Below are 20,259 nucleotides of genomic sequence, written 5' to 3'. Positions count from 1 at the left end.
ATGACCGAAATACTGGATGTCATCGGGGTCGGCTTCGGGCCGGCCAACATCGCCTTGGCCGTGGCCCTGGAAGAAAAGGACCTTGGCGGCCGCTACCTGTTCCTGGAAGGCAACACCGCCCCGGACTGGCAGGCCGAAATGCTCATCGACGGGTCCGACACCCAGCACAACCCGCTGCGTGACTTCGTGACCCCGCGCAACCCGGTCAGCCCGTACGGCTTTCTCAGCTACCTGAAGGCCAAGGACCGCCTGTTCGACTACCTGAACCTGGGCCTGGAATTCCCCTACCGCCTGGAGTACGCCCGCTACGTGCGCTGGGTCGCCCGCCAGTTCGACCGCTGGGTCAGCTACGGCGAACGGGTGACTGCGATCAGCCGCGCCGGCAACGCCGGCGAGCTGGTCAAGGTGCAGACCTCGCTGGGCCGCAGCCTGCTGGCCCGCACCCTGTCGTTCGGCCCGGGGCGCACGCCGTTCATCCCCGAAGCGTTCAGCGGCGAGTTCGACGGGCGCGTGGCCCACTTCACCCAGTACCTCACCGCCAACGCGCGCTGGTGCGCCGACGGCCAGCCGCGCTCGATCGCCGTGATCGGCAGCAGCCAGAGCGCGGTGGAACTGACCCTGGACCTCAATGCGCGCTACCCCTATGCGCAGATCCACAACGTTTTTCGCAGCTTCTCCTACCAGCTCAAGGACACCAGCCCGTTCACCGAGAACGTCTACTTTCCCGAGTTCGTCGACGACTTCCATGCTGCCCCCATCGAGCTGCAGAAGAAGCTCACCGCCGAAATGCTGCGCAGCAACTACAGCTCGGCCGACCTGGACGTGATCAAGTCGCTGTACCACAAGCTCTACGTGCAAAAGCTCGACGGCCGCGAGCGCATCCACCTGTACAATATGAGCGACATAAAGGAAGCGGTGCTGGAGGACGGCCAGGTGCGCCTGACCCTGCACAACAACCTCAAAGGCCGCGAAACCCGCCTGAAGGTCGATGCGGTGGTGCTGGCCACGGGCTTTCGCAACCTGGGCAGCGCGCAGAACGACGAATTTCTCCCGGGCTTGCTCGCCGAGGTGGCCGGCAAGGCCAGCAAGCGCAGCGACGGCTCGGTGCAGATCGAGCGCGACTACCTGATCGCCTCGTCAGACCCGCACTTCCCGCCGATCTTCCTCAACGGCCTGTGCGAGTCGACCCACGGCTTCGGCGATGCCGGCTCGTTCAGCCTGCTGTCGCTGCGCTCGTGGATGATCGCCGAAAAAATCCAGGCGCTGACCGCCTGCGCCACCCCAAACCCCGTTTCCCACCCTGACCGTGAAGCCATAGCCTGATGAATGCCATCCATGAAGCCAAGGTGCTGCCCATCGAGTCGTACATCCGACGCCATGCCGACATCGCCTTCACCGACGAATACAACTGCAAACTGCGCCGCCTGTTCCCCTGGGCCGGCAACGTCAACACCAAGCGCCCACTGACCGAGTTCGGCTGCATCTGGGTGCAGGTCGAGCCCGGCACCGATGTGGACCGCCACGCCCATGACGAGGAAGAAACCTTCATCGTCATCAGCGGCCAGGCCGAACTGTCCATCGAGTCGCAGAGCACCACCATCGCCTTCGGCGACGTGGTGTACCTGCCCCGGCACTTCCATCACCAGTTGCGCAACCGCACCGCTGCGCCCTTCGTGATGATCGACATCTACTGGGACTGGGGCGGGCAATCGGACAGCAGCCTCTGAAGCCCGCGCCACCACTACTCAAAAAAGGACAAGGACATGCCTGCGAACCCACGTTACGTCATCACCCTGCCACCACCCACGCCCAATGGCGGGTTGCACCTGGGCCACCTGAGCGGCCCGTTCCTGGCCGGCGACATCCTGGCCAGGGCCGCTCGCCTGCAAGGCATCGACAGCTTCGTCACCTGCTACAGCGACGTGAACCAGTCCTACGTGCGGGTCACCGCCGGGCGCCAAGGCGTCGAGCCGCATGCCCTGGCAGAGCGCTGGACCCGGAACATCGGCCACACCCTCAGCCATTGCGACATTGCCGTGGACGACTACTACGCGCCCGACGCTGAGGCCAACCAGTACGTACGCGACCTGTTCCTGAAGCTGTACGCCAGCGGCGTGCTGGTCAAGAAGCCCTACCCGTTCCTGCGCGACCGCGCCAGCGGGCAGCTGCTCGACGAGGCAGGGGTATCCGGCTACTGCCCGGCTTGCCTGGCAGCCTGCAAGTGCGGCATCTGCGAAGCCTGCGGCAAGCTGACCAACGCCCTGAACCTGCTCGACCCGCGCAACACCCTCAGCGGCTCGCGCAACCTCGAAGTGGCCTGGGTGGATGTCATGGTGGTGGAGCTTGAGCGCCTGCGTGAAGACATCGTCGCCTTCTACCGGCAGGCCCGCCCGTTCCGCCAGCGCTACCTGTGGCTGGTGGAGGATGCCCTGGCCGGGCCGCTGCCCGACTACCCGGTAACCACCCCCTCGTCCTGGGGCATCCCGGTCGACCTGCCAGGCTTCGAAGGCCAGATGTTCAACCCCTGGCCAGAAATCATGGCCCAGCTGATCCATTCCTATCGCCGCGCACAACGCCTGCGCCCCAGCGAGCAGCCTGCGCACTACATCAACTTCTTCGGCTTCGACAACTCGTACTTCTACGCCATCCTGCACGTCGCCCTGCTCAGCCAGATCGACGAGGGCAAATGGCTGCCCAGCGTCACCCTGATCAACGAGTTCTACAACCTGGACCACGCCAAGTTCTCCACCAGCAACGGCCACGTGATCTGGGCCGACGACAGCCGCGAGCGTTACAGCGCCGACGAGCTGCGCTTCTATGCCGCGCTCAACTGCCCAGGCTTCGAGAAGTCGAACTACAACGAACAGGCCATGGCCGCCGCCCTCGACGGCTCGCTGCACCGGCCGTGGCACAAGGTCGCCAGCCAGTTCAACGACGCCCTGGCAGCGCTACCGGCAGGCCAACGCATCGGCACCTGCAGCGAGCGTATTCGCCAGGTGGCCGCCAGCGCCGAGGCGACCATCCTGCGCAGCATGTCGGTGGAGCGCTTCCATGTGCGCCAGGCCGCCGAGGACGCGCTGCACCTGCTGGACTGGATCGACCACGCCCTGGCGCTGCCCGGCACCGGGTTCGCCGATGTGGTGCACCTGCTGGCCACCTTCGCCAGGGCCTGCTCGCCGCTGATGCCCAAGGCCTGCGACCAGTTGCACCAGGCCCTGCGCGGCACCGCGCTGGACGCCAAGCCAAGCCAGGCCGGCATTCGCCCGCAGCCGCTGGACACCGAGCTGTTCCGCGCCAGCCCGACGCTCGCCGAGGTCAGCCATGCCTAGAGTCTGCCTGATGACCTACTCGGTGCTGCGGGCCCCCTACGGGGACCCGCTGGTGCAGGATTTCGACGACCGCACCCCGGACGTGTTCGCCGAGGCCGAGAACGCCCCCGGCTTCATCACCCGGGCCAAGCAGCAGGACGACAAGGAGTGGCTGACCAACCACCAGCGCGAATGGGGCCCCTGGGGCCCGTTCGCGGTGCCGCGGTTCTACAACGATGGGGTAGCCAGCGGCCATTCGACCCAGGCTCAGACCGTCTCGGTCTGGGAGGACCTCAAGTCGGTCTGGGAATTCACCTACCGTGGCCCGATGCACCGCCAGGCCCTGCAGTTGCGCAAGGGCTGGTTCCTTGACCAGCGCTGGCCGATCTACGTGGTCTGGTGGACCGCCGACGATGTGCTGCCAGACTGGCGTGAAGCGTGCCGGCGCCTGGAGCACCTGCACGACCACGGGCCCACGCCCCAGGCGTTCACCTTCCGCCGCCCGTTCGACCACGCCGGGCAGCCCGTGCAGATGAACCAGCTATGAAGGCGCTGCCCACCCCCGCCTGGCTGGCCAGCGCACCCTGGCTGCACGAGCCGTCAGGGTTGAAGGTGGCGGCCTGCGAGAGCCAGGGCGAGAACGCCGTGGACCTCATGGCCGCCCTCTACCTGGCTACCCGCCACCACGACGTGGCACTGAACCTGCGCTGCCTGGACGACCAGCGCAACGCCCAGGTCGCCACATCGCTGGCCACGGCCCTGGCCGGCGACGGCACCGAGGTGGTGATCGGCCACTTCGGCGCGGTCACCGCCCTGGCTGCCGCCAGCGTGTATGACCGCCACCCGCTGCTGTTCCTCGCCCCTGGCTGCTCCGACCCGCGCCTGTGTTCGCGCAATGGGCCCGGGCGCCATGCGCTGCGCCTGTTCGGCAACGATGATGAACAGGCCGACTGCCTGCTGGCCGGCATCGCGCCGGGCAGCAGCGTCAGCATCTATGCCCAGCGCGGCAACTACGGCTACCGCCTGGGCAAGGCCATTCACCAACGCTTGAGCGTGCACGCCGCGACCGCCTCGATCAGTTTCCTGCGCCCGGGCGAGCGCCTGGGCAACAGGTTGCGCGGTGACAGCCAGTGCATCCTGATCGCCGGCGCCTGCGAGTTCGCCGAATACGTGGCCAGCCGCCTACCCCTGGGCCACGGCCAGCAGGTGCTGTTCAGCGACGACTGCCGGCTCGACAGCGCGGCCCGGCTCAAGCTCCCGGTGCCTGCCGCAGTGGCGGCCCTGGCCTGCGACCTGACGCAGCCCGGGCAGGCACAGTTCGCCGACCTGCTGGAGCGCGCGGCCAGCCTCACCGGCCGCCGGCCCGGCCCGTATTTCTTGCCCTCCTACCTGGCCTGCCACGCGCTGTGCATGGCCATACGCGGGCAGCCCGGTGCATCGGCGCAGGCGCTGCGCGCGCACATGCTCGGCCAGCGTATCGCCTCGCCCTACGGCATGCTGGGCTTCGACCCCGCCGGTAACCTTCAGGGCCACCGCTGGGTGCTCAACCGCGTACCCACCCACAAGGCCACTGCCCATGCCGCCTGCGCCGTTTGACTTCTGCGTGCTGGGCAACGGCCCGCTGGGCGCGGCGGCTGCCCTGTACCTGGCCGAACAGGGTGCCCGCGTGCAATTGATCGGCGCCCGCCCCGAACAACGCCCGAGCAGCCATGCAGACCACTCGCGGATCTACCGCACACGCCACCGTGATGCCTACTGGACACGCCTCGCCGAGGCCAACCTGCCATTGATGCAGGCGTTGCAGCGGCGCACCGGCGTGCAGCTGTTCAGGCCTGCACCGGTGTACTACGACAGCCCGCCCGAAGCTGCCACCCCACAGCCCACCCTCACCCCGTACCGGGCCCGCAACGGGCTGCTCGACTGCGACCCCTGCGGCGGCGTGCTCGACCCACTGGCCTACATTGCAGCGCTCAACCAGGCCGCACGCGCGCATGGTGCAACGCTGCTCGAGGGGCTGGCCACGGCCACCGAGCAGGTAAACGGCGTGCACCAGGTCAGCACCGCCGAGCATGGCCTGTTGCGCTGCCGTACCCTGGTGGACTTTCGCGGGTTATACGCCACCCCCGCACCCGGTGGCATCACCGTTGCGCGCACCACCCTGCTGGTGCGTCATCACCCCATCCACACGCTGCACGGGTTCATTCGCACACGCCTGGACAACCCCCGGGTCGGTGAATTTTTCGCCTGTTCGCACCTGGGCCAGGACGCCGGGCTGCAGACCAGCAAGTTCGTGCTGGCCGATGCACGTGCCATCGTGCTGACAGGCGAGCAGGCGTTACAACGCTGGTTCGCCGACGGCTACCGCCAGCACCCCGAACTGCCTTGGGCGATCGAGCAAATCCGCCGCATGGGCTATGACATCCTCGACCTGCGCCTGGCCCCGTGCGCCTTCACCCAGACCCCGAGCGGGCGCCCCGAGATCACCGCCAGCGAGCGGCACCTGCGCTTCTACGGCTGTAACGGAGCGGCCGCCAAATGCGCGCAGAGCCTGGCCCGGGATATCCTGCAGGCATACCTATCAGAAAACCCACCGTGACCCTCAAGGACGATAATCATGACAGCCTCGGATTTCCTCAAGCTCGACGAACGGGAAGCCGCGCAGCGCCTCAAGGCCAGCGACGACCTGTTCCACATCCTGTTCAAGCGTGGCGACTTTTCCATGGAACTGTTCGCGCCGCGTGGCAGCGACACCCAGCAACCCCATGCGCAGGACGAGATCTATGTGATCAGCAGTGGCCGCTCCAGCTTCCGCCGCGCCGACCAGGTAGTCAGCGTGCAGGCCGGCGACACGCTGTTCGTACCGGCCGGCGTCGAGCACCGCTTCTTCGACTTCAGCGATGACTTTCGCACCTGGGTGATCTTCTTCGGCGAGCAGCAGGCCCTCAACCCGCCGCGCTGAAGCGCGCCGGCCCGGGCATTTTCGGCTATGGTGGGGCCCCACTCCTCCAAGGAACGCCCATGACCTGGCAGCCGCACATCACCGTCGCCACCGTCGTCGAGCACGACGGTCGCTTCCTCTTCGTCGAGGAGTTCAAGGCCGGCCAGCACGTCTTCAACCAACCCGCCGGTCACCTGGAACCCAACGAGACCCTGTCTCAGGCCGCCTTGCGCGAAACCCTCGAAGAGACCGCCTGGGACGTCGAACTCACAGGCGTGGTCGGCATCTACCTGTATACCGCCCCCAGCAACGGCGTCACCTACCAGCGCATCTGCTTCGCCGCCCGCCCGCTGCGCCACCACCCCCAGCGCGCCCTGGACAGCGACATCGTGCGCGCCGTGTGGCTGACCCGCGACGAACTGCTGGCAGCCCCCGGCCGCTGGCGCAGCGAACTGGTGCCGCGTTGCCTGGACGATTACCTGCAAGGCCCATTGCACAGCCTTGAGCTGCTGCGCGACTGACGCAACCTGCGCGGGTTTGATAGAATCCGCGCTTTTCCCCCTGATACACACCGGTAGCCATGACCAGCCCAGCACTCAAAGACCCCGCCAAGACCCGCGTCATCGTCGGCATGTCCGGCGGCGTGGACTCTTCCGTCTCCGCCCTTCTGCTCATGGAGCAGGGCTACCAGGTGGAAGGTCTGTTCATGAAGAACTGGGAAGAGGACGACGGCACCGAATACTGCACCGCCCGCGAAGACCTGGCCGACGCCCAGGCCGTGTGCGACCGTATCGGTATCAAGCTGCACACCGCCAACTTCGCCGCCGAATACTGGGACAACGTGTTCGAGCATTTTCTTGAAGAATACAAGGCCGGCCGCACGCCCAACCCGGACATCCTGTGCAACCGCGAAATCAAGTTCAAGGCGTTCCTCGACTACGCCCTGTCGCTGGGCGCCGACCTGATCGCCACCGGCCACTACGTACGCCGCCGCGACACCGGCGAGCTCACCGAACTGCTCAAGGGCCTGGACCCGAACAAGGACCAGAGCTACTTCCTGCACGCCGTGGGCGGCAACGAAATCGCCCGTACCCTGTTCCCGGTGGGCGAGCTGGAAAAGCCCGAAGTACGCGCCATCGCCGAAAAACACGGCCTGGCCACGGCGAAGAAAAAGGACTCCACCGGCATCTGCTTTATCGGCGAGCGCCGCTTCAGCGATTTTCTCAAGCAGTACCTGCCGGCCCAGCCCGGCGAGATCGAAACCACCGACGGTGAAGTGATCGGCCGCCACCATGGCCTGATGTACCACACCATCGGCCAGCGCCAGGGCCTTGGCATCGGCGGCCTGAAAGACGCCGGCGACGAGCCGTGGTACGTGCTGCACAAGGACCTTGCGCGCAACGTGCTGGTGGTAGGCCAAGGCAACGAACACCCGTGGCTGTTCTCCCGCGCGCTGCTGGCCTCGGAAATTTTCTGGGTCAACCCCATCGACCTGTCCAGCCCGCGCCGCCTCACCGCCAAGGTGCGCTACCGCCAAAGCGACCAGCACTGCACCCTGGAGCTGACCGAAACCGGCTACCGCGCCGTGTTCGACGAGCCGCAGCGCGCCGTCACCCCCGGCCAGTCGGTGGTGTTCTACGACGGCGAAGTGTGCCTGGGTGGCGGCGTGATCGAAACCGCCGAGCCGTGGAGCCCGCGCACATGAACAACCTGCAGGAGCAACTGGTCGCCCTGGGCGGCGTGTTCCAGGCCGCCGTACTGGTGGACCGCATTGCCCGCACCGGCCAGGCCAGCGAGGCCAACATCGGCTGCATGCTCGGCAGCCTGCTGGTGCGCGACCCGAACAACACCCTGGAGGTGTTCGGTGGCGACGACCTCAACCTGCGCGACGGTTACCGCGCGCTGGTCGGCGCCCTGGAGCGCGACCCCAGCAGCCTGCAGCGCGAACCGCTGCGCTATGCCCTGTCGATGCTGGGCCTGGAGCGCCAGCTGAACAAGCGCGGCGACTTGCTCGACACCATCGGCAACCGCCTGCCGCAGATCCAGTCCCAGGCCGAGCATTTTGGTTTGGTTCACGATAATGTCATCGCTTCCAGTGGAGCCCTGTACCAGGACACCCTGAGCACCCTGCGCCAGCGCATTCAGGTGCACGGCGACATGCGCTTTTTGCAGCAAGCCGGCAACGCCTCGAAAATCCGCGCCCTGCTGCTGGCCGGCATCCGCGCTGCGCGCCTGTGGCGCCAGCTCGGCGGGCACCGCTGGCAGCTGGTATTCAGCCGGCGCAAACTGCTCAACGAACTGTACGGCATGATGCGCACCGCTGACTGAGCGACTACACGCCCCTGTGGGAGCGGGCTTGCCCGCGAAGCAGGCGACTCGGTGGATGGCACCGGCTACGCCGGTGTTCGCGGGCAAGCCCGCTCCCACAGGGTTTGCCAGCAGATTCAAACAGGCCCGACCTTTGGTCAGCCACCCGACTCCGGCGCATTTTTCATGTATGATATGCGCCCTTCCAAAAGCCTGACTGTCCGAGAACACCCCATGCAGCTTTCTTCGCTCACTGCGGTTTCCCCTGTAGACGGCCGTTACGCCGGCAAAACCCAGGCCCTGCGCCCCATTTTCAGCGAATTCGGCCTGATCCGGTTCCGCGCCCTGGTCGAAGTGCGCTGGCTGCAGCGCCTCGCCGCTCACCCGCAAATCGGCGAAGTGCCGGCGTTTTCCGCCGAAGCCAACGCCCTGCTGGACAGCCTGGCCACCGACTTCAAGCTCGAGCACGCCGAACGCGTCAAAGAGATCGAGCGCACCACCAACCACGACGTCAAGGCCATCGAGTACCTGCTCAAGGAGCAGGCTGCCAAGCTGCCTGAACTGGCCAAGGTCAGCGAGTTCATCCACTTCGCCTGCACCAGCGAGGACATCAACAACCTGTCCCACGCCCTGATGCTGCGTGCCGGCCGTGACGAAGTGCTGCTACCGCTGATGCGCCAGATCGCCGAGTCGATCCGCGCCCTGGCCCACGCCCACGCCGAAGTGCCGATGCTGTCGCGCACCCACGGCCAGCCGGCCTCGCCGACCACCCTGGGTAAAGAGCTGGCCAACGTCGTCTACCGCCTGGAGCGCCAGATCGCCCAAGTGGCCGCCGTGCCGCTGCTGGGCAAGATCAACGGCGCCGTGGGCAACTACAACGCCCACCTGTCGGCCTACTCGCAAGTGGACTGGGAAGAAAACGCCCGCGCCTTCATCGAAGACGAGCTGGGCCTGCAGTTCAACCCGTACACCACCCAGATCGAGCCGCACGACTACATCGCCGAGCTGTTCGACGCCATCGCCCGCTTCAACACCATCCTCATCGACTTCGACCGCGACGTCTGGGGCTACATCTCGCTGGGCTACTTCAAGCAGAAGACCGTGGCTGGCGAAATCGGCTCCTCGACCATGCCGCACAAGGTCAACCCGATCGACTTCGAAAACTCCGAAGGCAACTTAGGGATTGCCAACGCGCTGTTCCAGCACCTGGCCAGCAAGCTGCCGATTTCGCGCTGGCAGCGTGACCTGACCGACTCCACCGTGCTGCGCAACCTGGGCGTGGGCTTCGCCCACAGCGTCATCGCCTACGAAGCCAGCCTCAAAGGCATCGGCAAGCTGGAAGTCAACCAGGCGCGTATCGCTGCCGACCTGGACGCCTGCTGGGAAGTCCTCGCCGAGCCGATCCAGACCGTCATGCGCCGCTTCAACATCGAGAACCCCTACGAGAAGCTCAAGGAGCTGACCCGTGGCAAGGGCATCACGCCAGAGGCGCTGCTGACCTTCATCGATGGCCTGGACATGCCGGCCGAAGCCAAGGCCGAGCTTAAATTGCTCACCCCTGCGACCTACATCGGCAACGCGGTGGCCCAGGCCAAACGCATCTAAGCTGAGCGCAGCGTTCAACGCCCGGCCTCGCCGGGCGTTTTTATTCCCGTACGAAAATTACGTTTTTTCAATAGGTTGAACATGAATTCTGATACTCCACTGCAACTGCTGGGCGGCCTTACGGCCCGTGAATTCCTGCGCGACTACTGGCAGAAGAAGCCGCTGCTGGTGCGCCAGGCGTTCACCGACTTCGTCAGCCCCATCGACCCCGACGAACTGGCCGGCCTGGCCTTGGAAGAAGAAGTCGAGTCGCGCCTGGTGCTCGAGCACGGCGAGCGCCCCTGGGAGCTGCGCCGCGGCCCGTTCGCCGAAGACGCCTTCGCCGACCTGCCCGAGCGCGACTGGACCCTGCTGGTGCAGTCGGTCGACCAGTTCGTACCGGAAGTGGCCGAGCTGCTCGAAGAGTTCCGCTTCCTGCCCAGCTGGCGTATCGATGACGTGATGATCAGCTACGCCGCCCCCGGTGGCAGCGTCGGCCCGCACTTCGACAACTACGACGTGTTCCTGCTGCAAGGCCACGGCACCCGCAACTGGAAAGTCGGGCAAATGTGCAACAGCGACAGCGCGCTGATCGAGCACGCCGACCTGCGCATCCTCGCCGACTTCGAACAAAGCGAAGAATGGAGCCTGGAGCCCGGCGACATGCTCTACCTGCCGCCGCGCCTGGCCCACTACGGCATCGCCGAAGACGAGTGCCTGACCTACTCGGTCGGCTTCCGCGCCCCGAGCGCCGCCGAAGTGCTGACCCACTTCACCGACTTCCTCAGCCAGTTCCTGCCTGACGAAGAGCGCTACAGCGACGCCGACGCCGTGCCTGCGGCCGACCCGCACCAGATCCAGCACGATGCCCTCGATCGCCTGAAGGGCCTGATCGACAAGCACATGAACGACAAGGACCTGCTGCTGACCTGGTTCGGCCAGTTCATGACCGAGCCGCGTTACCCGGAGCTTGTGACCGGCGAAGAGCTGAGCGAAGCCGAACTGCTGGACAGCCTGGAGCAAGGCGCGGTGCTGATTCGCAACCCAAGCGCGCGCATGGCCTGGTCGGAGGTCGAAGACGACCTGCTGCTGTTCGCCAGCGGCCAGAGCCGCCTGCTGTCGGGCCACCTGCGCCCGCTGCTGAAGCTGATCTGCGCCGCCGACGCCCTGCACATCGAAAACCTTGGCAAGTGGATCGCCGACGAAGAAGGCCTGACGCTGGTCTGCCAGCTGATCAAGCAAGGAAGCCTGGGGTTTGCCAACGATGAATAAGATCAGTGTGCGCCTGGCCGACTGGCACAAGGACAACGCCGACATCCACCGCATCCGCAGCGCTGTGTTCGTCGCCGAACAGCACGTGCCGCCGGAGCTGGAGTTCGACGCCGAAGACCCTACGGCGGTGCATTTTCTGGCCATGGAGGGCGACTACCCGATCGGGACCGCCCGCCTGCTGCCCGACGGCACCATCGGCCGGGTTTCGGTGCTCAAGGACTGGCGCGGCCTGAACGTCGGCGATGCGCTGATGCGCGCGGTGATCACCGAGGCGCAAAACCGCGACCTCAAGCAGCAGATGCTCAGCGCCCAGGTGCACGCCACGCCGTTCTACGAGCGCCTGGGCTTTCGGGTAGTCAGCGAGGAGTTCCTCGAAGCCGGCATTCCGCACGTCGACATGGTGCGCGATTCCCGCGAGATCATCTGACCTCGCAATCCTGCACCGGCCTCATCGCAGGCTTCGCCAGCTCCCACAGGTACGGCGCATATCTCACCGTCAGCGGTAATCCTGTAGGAGCGGGCTTGCCCGCGAACACCGGCGCAGCCGGTGCCAGCCACCGCGCTGCCTGCTTCGCGGCACAAGGCCGCTCCTACAAGACCTCGTACGATCCTGTAGGAGCGGCTTCGCGGCACAGCGCAGGCGCCCGCTCAGGCAATCACCACCTGCCCCTCCAGCAATCCCGGCACACCCACCAGCGTCACGCTGCTCTGCCCAAAGGTCAGCACCAGGTCATTGCCCACCTGGCTCAGGTGATCACGCAAGTCCGGCATTGCCGTACCGCCCTCCACCCCCATGAACACCAGCCTGTCCTGGGCACTGAAATCCAGCACCCGGTCCTGGCCGAACACCCCGCTGAACAGGAAGGTATCGCTGCCCGCCCCGCCGCTGAGCACATCATTGCCCGCGCCGCCCACCAGCACATCGTTGCCCTTGCCACCCTGCAAACGGTCATCACCGCCCAGCCCGAACAGCCACTGGCCCTGGTTGCCGGCCACCAGCACGTCCGCCCCCTGCCCGCCACTTTGCGAAGCCGCATAAGCCTCGAGCTTGCCGCTGCTGAGCAAACCGTCCACCCCCACGGCGTGGCTCACCTCCTTGCTGAAGAACACCAGGCTGCTCTCCTTGCTCACCAGGGTCTCCACGTTGCGCACCTGGCTGATACCGCCGTCAGCATTACGAATGTACAAAGTGCCCTCGCCATCCCGGGCGATGTCCAGCCGGCCCAGGGCCTGCTCCAGCTTCAGCGTGTCGTGGCCACTGCCGCCGTCGATCAGGTTGAAGCCGCCGTCGTCACGGAAGGTGTCGTTGCCCGCCCCGCCTTCGAGGTAATCATTGCCGCGCCCGCCATGGATCAAGTCGTCGTGGGCCGAGCCGATGATGAAGGTGCTGCCGGTGTGCGGCTCGGCACTGCGGTTCAGGTCCTCGACCCAGGTAGAGCCCCGGGTGGCATCGGACAGGTTGCTCACCACGACAGTCGAGTCGCGGCTGGTCCAGGGGTAGAACGCCGAATCCAGCACTCGCCCCAGCCCATAGGCGTAGGCCGTCGGCAGGTGCGACAGCCAGGTGGCGATGTTGCCGATCGAGAACGGCAGCAGGTTCCAGGCACCGGAGGCGTAGTAGTCGTTGAAGTTGACGATATTGTCGGTGGCCGAGGCCTTCTCGCCATCGTGCACGCCCAGGGTGCCCCAGGTGACCGAGGTGCCGTCGAGCACCCGGAACACCGGGTCGTTCTCGTAGCCGATGTTGAGCACCTTGTCGGCATCCGCTGCCTGGGTTGGCGAGGCGAAGGCGACGTAGTTGGCATCTTCGAAGAAGCCGCCCCAGCGCTCGCCACTGAGATCGGCCAGGCTGTTCACCGCCAGGCCGCCCAGGCTGTGCCCGCTGACGGTGATATCGGTCCCGGTCAGCCCATGCGCCCTGGCAAAGGCCGCCACATCTCCCAGCAGGCCGTCGAAGGCGTTGCCTGCATAGTCGCGGGCGTAACCTGCCGGCCCCAGCGCCGCCAGCATGTCGTTGATCGCATCGCCCAGGGTGTCGCCCAGCAGGTTCTCCCGCGGGCCGCTGGTGCCGCGAAAGGCGATGCCGATACCGATCAGCTGGCCACTGTCGTCATACCGGCCAAGCACCTCCACCTGAGCAGTCTCGTAACCCGGCTTTTCACCATGGAAGGTGCCGCGGGCATCGGTACTGCCCTGGTAGCCCAGCTGTGCAGCGCTGATAGGCGTCCAGCCGGCAGCCTGCACCTTGGTCAGCGCTTGCGCCTCGGAGTCGGGGTTCCATGGCAGGCCGGGCACCACGCCCTGGCTGTCGGTGCCGCCGATCAGCGCCTTGACCAAGGTGGCCGGCAAGCCCAGGCCAAAGCCGTATTGCTGGTAGCCGGCGGCAAAGCCGTCGTCGATACCGTGGTAGGCGTAGGTGGCCAGGGCCATGGCGTCTTTGTAGAGGGCAGCAGAAGCGTTGCTGTCGAGCTGTTTGTAATCGAAAACAGGCATTAGGTGACTTCCTTGTATCTTGTAGGAATGGCGCCCCAGCGACATCGTCCAATGACACGACTGGCAGGCGAACGGCAAAACTGGCACGGCCGTGCCACCAGGTCCAACCCCAAGGCTGCGGCTACCCTGCCAAAGGTGCGGGCATAAAACCTGTACATGCATACAGATAAAACTTGCCTGAACGCCCTGGGTTGCGCATCCTAGTGCGCAACCCAAGCGACGAAGCACCCGCAGCCATGCGCCTGTTCCTCTGCGAAAAACCCTCCCAGGCAAAAGACATCGCCAAGGTGCTCGGCGCCAACCGCCGTGGCGACGGCTGCTGGCAAGGCACCGACGTGTGCGTGACCTGGTGCATCGGACACCTGCTCGAAACCGCCCCGCCCGACGCCTACGACGAGCGCTACAAACGCTGGTCCCTCGAGCACCTGCCGATCATCCCCGAAAAATGGAAAATGACCGTCAAGCCCAAGACCGCCAGCCAATTCAAGGCGGTCAAGCGCCTGCTCGGCGAGGCCCGCGAGCTGGTGATCGCCACCGACGCCGACCGCGAAGGCGAAATGATCGCCCGCGAGCTGGTCGAGCACTGCCGCTACCGCGGCCCCATCCAGCGCCTGTGGTTGTCGGCACTGGACGACGCCTCGATCCGCAAGGCCCTCGGGCGCTTGCTGCCCGGGCAGGACACCTTCAGCCTCTACCATTCGGCGCTGGGCCGCTCGCGCGCCGACTGGCTGATCGGCATGAACATGAGCCGCCTGTTCACCCTGCTTGGGCAAAAGTCCGGCTACCAGGGCGTATTACCGGTAGGCCGGGTGCAAACCCCCACCCTGCGCCTGGTGGTGGACCGCGACCGCAGCATCGCCGACTTCGTGCCCGTCCCCTTCTGGGCCATCGATGTGCAGCTTGAAAGCGCAGGCCAGGTATTCAACGCCCAGTGGCGCGCCCCCGAAGACGCCTGTGATGACCAGGGCCGTTGCCTGAAGCAGGCCCTGGCCCAGCAGGCCGCCACCGACCTGCAGGCCGCCGGCAGCGCTCAGGTGGTGCAGATTGCCACCGAGCGTGTGCGCGAAGCCGCGCCGCTACCCTTCGACCTTGGCACCCTGCAGGAACTGTGCTCGAAAAAGCTCGGCCTGGGCGCCCAGGAAACCCTCGACATTGCCCAGGCGCTGTACGAAACCCACAAGCTGATCACCTACCCGCGCAGCGACAGCGGCTACCTGCCCCTCAGCCAGCACAGCGAGGCCCCGGGCATTCTCGCCGCCCTGCAACGGGCCGACGCCAGCCTCGCCCCGTTGCAGCCGCACCTTGAGCCGCAGCGCCGCTCGCGGGCCTGGAACGACCAGAAGGTCAGCGCCCACCACGGCATCATCCCCACCGCCGCCGCCAGCGACCCGGCGCGCCTGCCGCCCAAGTACAAGGCGGTGTACACCCTGATCCGCGCCCGCTACCTGGCGCAGTTCCTGCCCAACCATGAGTACGACCGCACCCAGGCCGACTTCGACTGCGCCGGCCACGCCCTGCGTGCAGTGGGCAAGCAAATCGTCGAACCCGGCTGGCGCCGCGCCCTGCCCGAGGCCCTGACCCCGGCCAAAGGCCACGAAGCGCCCCCCGCCCAGGTGCTGCCAGCCCTGCACAAAGGCCAGTGGTGCAACCTGCACGGCCTGAACCTCAAGGACCTGTGGACCCAGCCCCCCAAGCCCTTCACCGAAGGCGACCTGATCAAGGCCATGAAGAACGTCGCCAAGCTGGTGGACGACCCGAAGCTCAAGCAAAAGCTCAAGGAAACCACCGGCATCGGCACCGAAGCCACCCGCGCCAGCATCATCCAGGGCCTGCTCGACCGCGGCTATCTGGTGAAAAACGGCAAGGCCCTCAGCGCCACGCCTGCGGCCTTCAGCTTGATCGACGCGGTGCCCCGGGCCATCGCCGACCCCGGCACCACCGCCATCTGGGAGCAGGCGCTGGACATGGTGCAAAGCGGCGAAATGAGCCTTGAAGAGTTCGTCACCCGCCAGTCGGCCTGGATGGGCAAGCTGGTGCAGCGCTGCGCCGGCATGCGCCTGACCATCAGCGGCCCGGCTGCAGGCAAGGCCGCAGCCCCCTGGAAGAAAAAGCGCCGCGCCACCGGCAAGGCCAAGCCCAAGGCCAGCCGCAGCAAAAAAGCCAAGCCGCAGTAAACGCCGGCTGGTCGGCGTTATCGCCCTGCCCTGCGACAATTCACACCGTTGACAAAACCGGTAGAAATAAATTGTTACCCATTAGGTAGCCTGCTACCATTCTTGCCCCGTGAGATACGATGACTGTCATCCATATGACCAAATGAGTCCGTGCAGTGCAGCGCACCCTCAGCGTCACACAAGAGCAGCGCCCAAGCCTGCCATGTCCACATTTCACGGGTCTGAGTGATTAGTCATAGGTAGACCTGCATGTTGCTAACCAAACACACTTCGCGAAGGAAGTTTCTGCTTTCGTCGCTGATCGCCTTGCCCGCCATGGGTATCACCGTCAACGGCCTCAGCGCTGCGATGGCGGCAGAGCTGGCGGCGCCGAGCCTCGACAGCTACACCCCAAGCTTTTTCACCCCGGCCGAATGGACTTTCATCCTCGCCGCCTGCGACCGCCTGATCCCGGCCGACGGCCGTGGCCCCGGTGCGCTGGAAACCAACGTGCCGATCTTCATCGACCAGCAACTGGCCGGTGACCTGGGTAGCGAGATCTACCTCGAAGGCCCGTTCGACCTGAATGCCCCGGCCACGCTCGGCTATCAGCTGCCCTACACCCCGCAGCAGATCTACCGCAAAGGCATCGCCGCACTCGAGAGCTGGTGCCAGGCCACCCACGGCCAGCACTTCGCCCTGCTCGAGCTCGGCAAGCGCGACGATGTACTGAAGAAGATGCAAGCCGGCCAGGTCGACTTCGCAGCCCACGGCGAAGACATCGTCAAGGCCAAGCTGTTGTTCGGCGAACTGCTCAACCACACCCGCCAGGGCTGGTTGGCCGACCCGATCTACGGGGGCAACAAGGGCATGAAAGCGTGGATTGCCATCGGCTTCCCCGGTGCCCGTGCCAGCTACCTGGAATGGGTCGCCCAGCACAACGTCCCGTACCCCCTCGGCCCGGTCAGCCTGACCGGCCAACGCGGTTGACCCCTTCGCCCTGCACTACAGCATTCAAGGTTTTTTATGCCACAGATTACCAATGACGAAGTCGACGTTGCCGTCGTCGGCCTGGGCTGGGCCGGCTCGCTGATGAGCATCGAGCTTGCCCAGGCAGGCTTGAAAGTACGCGCTTTCGAACGCGGTGAAGACCGCACCAACGCCGACTTCCACTACCCCAAGCCGGCTGACCAGTACGCCTATGGCGTGCGCAACAAGATCATGGTCACGCCCAAGGCTGGCGCGCTCACCGTGCGGCACAACCTTAACGGCACCGCCCTGCCCACCCGCCAGTGGGGCGCCTTCGTGCCCGGCACTGGCGTGGGTGGCTCGGGCCTGCACTGGACCGGCGTGCTGATTCGCCCGACGCCCACCGACATCAAGCTCAAGACCTACGCCGACCAGGCCTACCCGCCAGGCGTGCTGCAAAGCGACATGACCATCGGCGACTTCCCGTTCACCTGGGACGAGATCGAGCCGTACCTCGACAAGTTCGACAAGATCTGCGGTCTGTCGGGCAACACCGGCAACCTCAACGGCCAGATCCTGGTCGGCGGCGACCCGTTCGAGGGCCCGCGTTCCAACCCCTTCCCGCTGCCGGCGCTGGAAGACACGCTGAACAACGTGATGTTCGCCGACGCTGCGCGCAAGCTCGGTTACCACCCGTTCCCCAACCCGTCGGCCAACGTCTCGCGGGCCTGGAAAAACCCCTACGGCAACCAGATCGCGCCGTGCAACTACTGCGGCTACTGCAGCAAGTACCCGTGCCTGAACTTCTCCAAGGCCTCGCCGCAAACCGCCGTGCTGGATGCGCTCAAGCGCATGGACAACTTCGACTACCGGGTCAACGCCAACGTGCTGCGCGTGGAGCTGCACCCGGACGGCAAGACCGCCAAGGGCATCACCTACGTCGACGCCCAGGGCAACGAAGTGTTCCAGCCGGCCAAGATCGTCGTGCTGGCGGCCTTCCAGTTCGTCAACGTGCGCCTGATGCTGCTGTCGGGCATCGGCCAGCCGTACAACCCGGTTACCCGCAAGGGCACCATCGGCCGCAATTACGCCTTCCTCAGCAACGGCGGCGCCACGCTGTTCTTCAAGGATAAAAACTTCAACCCCTTCGCCACCGCCGGCGCCACCGGGCAGATGTTCAACGACGTCTCCCCCGGCAACTACGACGGCCCGTCCCTGGGCTTCATCGGCGGCGCCAAGATCCACAGCTCGCAAGCCAGTGGCGCGCCGATCGGCACCTCGCTGCCGTCCGGCACCCCGGAATGGGGCCAGGGCTGGAAGGAAGGCATGCAGGACTGGTACGGCCATTCGATGAAAATCAGCATCACCACCAGCTGCATGTCGTACCGCGACCACTACGTCGACCTGGACCCCACCTACAAGGACCCATGGGGCCAGCCGCTGCTGCGCATCACCTTCGACTGGAAGGAAAACGAGCTGAAACTGCAGCAGCACCTGCGCAACATCGTCCTGGACATCACCAAGGAGCTGAACCCCGACAGCTACAGCGAAAGCTTCCTGGGCATGGATTCGCACTGGGACATCACCAAGTATGTGTCCACCCACAACGTCGGCGGCGCGATCATGGGTGACTCGCCCGAAACCAGCGCGCTCAACCGCTACCTGCAAAGCTGGGACGTGCACAACGTGTTCGTGCCGGGCGGCAACGCCTTCCCGCAGAACTTCCAGGCCAACCCGACCTCGATGATCGGCGCCCTGACCCTGTTCGCGGCCCAGGCCATCAAGGACCAGTACCTGAAAAACCCTGGCCCGCTGGTGCAGGCGTGAGGAGCGAACACATGAATAGCAAACCCCGTTCCATCCTCTCGGTATTGCTGGGTATCGCCGTGCTGGCCGTGGTGCTGGCCTGGCTCGGCGCCAGCCTGCTCAACCGTGCAGGCGACGCCCAGGCCAAGCTGACCCAGGCCGTCACCCCGGCGCTGATCGAAAAAGGCGCCTACTTGGCCCGCGCCGGTGACTGCGTGGCCTGCCACACCAGCCACGACGGCGGCAAACCGTTCGCTGGCGGGCTGGGCATCGCCTCGCCGATCGGCACCATCTACTCCACCAACATCACACCCGACAAACACACCGGCATCGGCAACTGGAGCTACGGCGAGTTCGAACGCGCGGTACGCCGCGGCATCGGCCACGACGGCAGCGCGCTGTACCCGGCCATGCCGTTCCCGTCCTATGCCAAGGTCAGCGATGAAGACACCCAGGCGCTGTATGCCTACTTCATGCAGGGCGTGGCGCCGGTCGAGCAACCGAACAAAGCCAATGAGATCCCCTGGCCGCTGTCGCTGCGCATGCCGCTCGCCTACTGGCGCACGCTGTTCGCGCCGGCCCCGCAGGCCAGCGTGGCCAAAACCGGCGCCACCCCGATCGAGCGCGGCGCCTACCTGGTGCAAGGCCTCGGCCACTGCGGCTCGTGCCACACCCCGCGGGCGCTGACCCTGCAGGAAAAAGGCCTGGACGAGTCGGCTGCAGGCTACCTGACCGGTACCGAGCTCAACGGCTGGAACGTGCCGGCCCTGCGCGGCATGCCGCACTGGAGCGAAGAAGAGCTGGTGGAATACCTGGGCAGCGGGCGCAACGCCAAGGCCTCGGTGGCCGGCGAGATGACCGACGTGATCGCCAACAGCACCTCGCACATGAGCGATGCCGACCTGCAGGCCATGGCGGCGTACCTGAAGTCCCTGGCCCCAGCCAAGGGCTCGGCGTACCAGCAGCAGGCCGAGCGCAGCAAAGCGACCACCGCCAAGCTGACCGCCGCCAAGGACCTGACCCTGGGCGAGCGGCTGTACATCGACAACTGCGGTGCCTGCCACTTCGTTTCCGGTGAAGGCGCGCCACGGGTGTTCCCGCGCCTGGATGGTGCCTCGGTGGTCAATGCAGCCAACCCCGATGCCTTGCTGCACGTGATTCTCGCCGGCGCCGCAACGCCATCGACCGAGCGTGCACCGTCGGTACTGCCAATGCCCGGCTTTGCCGAGCGCATGGACGATACGGAGGTGGCGCAGCTGGCGACCTTCCTGCGCCAGGGTTGGTCGAACCAGGCCTCGGCGGTATCGCCTGAGCAGGTGCATGAAATTCGCGCGCAGCTGGCACGCACGCACTGAGTGACGGCCTCAAAGGCGCCACGGTGCGCCTTTGGATATGCCTGCCCTCGCCCTCGTCAACAAAGCCCTGGATA

At 65.8% G+C, this 20,259-nt stretch carries 18 protein-coding genes; 17 read left to right on the top strand and 1 reads right to left on the bottom strand.

Annotation, left to right across the window (positions count from 1 at the left end):
* The 13 genes from KSS93_RS13475 to KSS93_RS13415 all read left to right on the top strand — a co-directional run bounded on the left by KSS93_RS13475 (nucleotide 1) and on the right by KSS93_RS13415 (nucleotide 11,836).
* A complete protein-coding gene (locus KSS93_RS13475; RefSeq protein ID WP_217884530.1) occupies nucleotides 1–1,323 on the top strand; it encodes a lysine N(6)-hydroxylase/L-ornithine N(5)-oxygenase family protein in 1,323 nt (440 codons plus the stop codon).
* On the top strand, nucleotides 1,323–1,727 hold the full coding sequence (locus KSS93_RS13470; RefSeq protein ID WP_217884529.1) for a cupin domain-containing protein: 405 nt from the start codon (nucleotides 1,323–1,325) through the stop codon (nucleotides 1,725–1,727). Before KSS93_RS13475 ends, KSS93_RS13470 begins: the two co-directional genes overlap by 1 nt.
* 36 nt (nucleotides 1,728–1,763) lie before the next feature.
* Nucleotides 1,764–3,329, top strand: a complete 1,566-nt coding sequence (locus KSS93_RS13465; RefSeq protein WP_217884528.1) for a class I tRNA ligase family protein — start codon at nucleotides 1,764–1,766, stop codon at nucleotides 3,327–3,329.
* Nucleotides 3,322–3,855: a DUF3291 domain-containing protein gene (locus KSS93_RS13460; RefSeq protein ID WP_217884527.1), complete on the top strand. Its 534-nt coding sequence runs from the start codon at nucleotides 3,322–3,324 to the stop codon at nucleotides 3,853–3,855. Before KSS93_RS13465 ends, KSS93_RS13460 begins: the two co-directional genes overlap by 8 nt.
* Complete coding sequence (locus tag KSS93_RS13455) at nucleotides 3,852–4,904, top strand: ABC transporter substrate-binding protein (protein ID WP_217884526.1); 1,053 nt, start codon at nucleotides 3,852–3,854, stop codon at nucleotides 4,902–4,904. The genes KSS93_RS13460 and KSS93_RS13455 overlap by 4 nt, the downstream gene beginning before the upstream one ends.
* Nucleotides 4,885–5,904: an FAD-dependent oxidoreductase gene (locus KSS93_RS13450; protein ID WP_217884525.1), complete on the top strand. Its 1,020-nt coding sequence runs from the start codon at nucleotides 4,885–4,887 to the stop codon at nucleotides 5,902–5,904. Before KSS93_RS13455 ends, KSS93_RS13450 begins: the two co-directional genes overlap by 20 nt.
* Nucleotides 5,905–5,922: 18 nt before the next feature.
* Nucleotides 5,923–6,267 carry a cupin domain-containing protein gene (locus KSS93_RS13445; protein ID WP_217884524.1) on the top strand — a complete coding sequence of 115 codons (345 nt, stop codon included), beginning with the start codon at nucleotides 5,923–5,925 and terminating at the stop codon, nucleotides 6,265–6,267.
* A gap of 59 nt (nucleotides 6,268–6,326) precedes the next feature.
* Nucleotides 6,327–6,767 (top strand): NUDIX hydrolase, encoded by a 441-nt coding sequence (locus tag KSS93_RS13440; protein WP_217884523.1) that lies wholly within the window; start codon nucleotides 6,327–6,329, stop codon nucleotides 6,765–6,767.
* A 59-nt stretch (nucleotides 6,768–6,826) separates the two neighbouring features.
* Nucleotides 6,827–7,951, top strand: a complete 1,125-nt coding sequence (gene mnmA, locus KSS93_RS13435; protein WP_217884522.1) for a tRNA 2-thiouridine(34) synthase MnmA — start codon at nucleotides 6,827–6,829, stop codon at nucleotides 7,949–7,951.
* Complete coding sequence (gene hflD, locus KSS93_RS13430; protein WP_217842973.1) at nucleotides 7,948–8,574, top strand: high frequency lysogenization protein HflD; 627 nt, start codon at nucleotides 7,948–7,950, stop codon at nucleotides 8,572–8,574. Before mnmA ends, hflD begins: the two co-directional genes overlap by 4 nt.
* Before the next feature lie 213 nt (nucleotides 8,575–8,787).
* Nucleotides 8,788–10,158: an adenylosuccinate lyase gene (gene purB, locus KSS93_RS13425; protein ID WP_217884521.1), complete on the top strand. Its 1,371-nt coding sequence runs from the start codon at nucleotides 8,788–8,790 to the stop codon at nucleotides 10,156–10,158.
* A gap of 81 nt (nucleotides 10,159–10,239) precedes the next feature.
* Nucleotides 10,240–11,409, top strand: coding sequence for a ribosomal protein uL16 3-hydroxylase (locus tag KSS93_RS13420; protein ID WP_217884520.1), 1,170 nt, complete (start codon nucleotides 10,240–10,242; stop codon nucleotides 11,407–11,409).
* Nucleotides 11,402–11,836, top strand: a complete 435-nt coding sequence (locus tag KSS93_RS13415) for a GNAT family N-acetyltransferase (protein ID WP_217884519.1) — start codon at nucleotides 11,402–11,404, stop codon at nucleotides 11,834–11,836. The genes KSS93_RS13420 and KSS93_RS13415 overlap by 8 nt, the downstream gene beginning before the upstream one ends.
* 221 nt (nucleotides 11,837–12,057) lie before the next feature.
* Here KSS93_RS13415 and KSS93_RS13410 read toward each other — a convergent pair whose 3' ends face one another.
* Entirely contained in the window at nucleotides 12,058–13,902 is a 1,845-nt protein-coding gene (locus KSS93_RS13410; RefSeq protein WP_217884518.1) for a polyurethane esterase, read from the bottom strand.
* Between the two features lie 236 nt (nucleotides 13,903–14,138).
* Between KSS93_RS13410 and KSS93_RS13405 the strand changes: the two genes are divergently transcribed.
* The 4 genes from KSS93_RS13405 (at nucleotide 14,139) to KSS93_RS13390 (ending at nucleotide 20,185) form a co-directional block, all read left to right on the top strand.
* On the top strand, nucleotides 14,139–16,076 hold the full coding sequence (locus KSS93_RS13405) for a DNA topoisomerase III (protein ID WP_217888730.1): 1,938 nt from the start codon (nucleotides 14,139–14,141) through the stop codon (nucleotides 16,074–16,076).
* Between the two features lie 249 nt (nucleotides 16,077–16,325).
* Nucleotides 16,326–17,045, top strand: coding sequence for a gluconate 2-dehydrogenase subunit 3 family protein (locus KSS93_RS13400; protein WP_217884517.1), 720 nt, complete (start codon nucleotides 16,326–16,328; stop codon nucleotides 17,043–17,045).
* 36 nt (nucleotides 17,046–17,081) lie between these two features.
* Nucleotides 17,082–18,851, top strand: coding sequence for a GMC family oxidoreductase (locus tag KSS93_RS13395; protein WP_217884516.1), 1,770 nt, complete (start codon nucleotides 17,082–17,084; stop codon nucleotides 18,849–18,851).
* An 11-nt stretch (nucleotides 18,852–18,862) separates the two neighbouring features.
* Nucleotides 18,863–20,185, top strand: a complete 1,323-nt coding sequence (locus KSS93_RS13390; protein WP_217884515.1) for a c-type cytochrome — start codon at nucleotides 18,863–18,865, stop codon at nucleotides 20,183–20,185.
* Nucleotides 20,186–20,259: the final 74 nt, after the last annotated feature.

This window comes from Pseudomonas xanthosomatis (assembly GCF_019139835.1).
Taxonomy (GTDB): Bacteria; Pseudomonadota; Gammaproteobacteria; order Pseudomonadales; family Pseudomonadaceae; genus Aquipseudomonas; species Aquipseudomonas fakonensis.
Note: the sequence above shows the minus strand (reverse complement) of the source record. Positions and strands in the feature narration are given on the sequence as shown.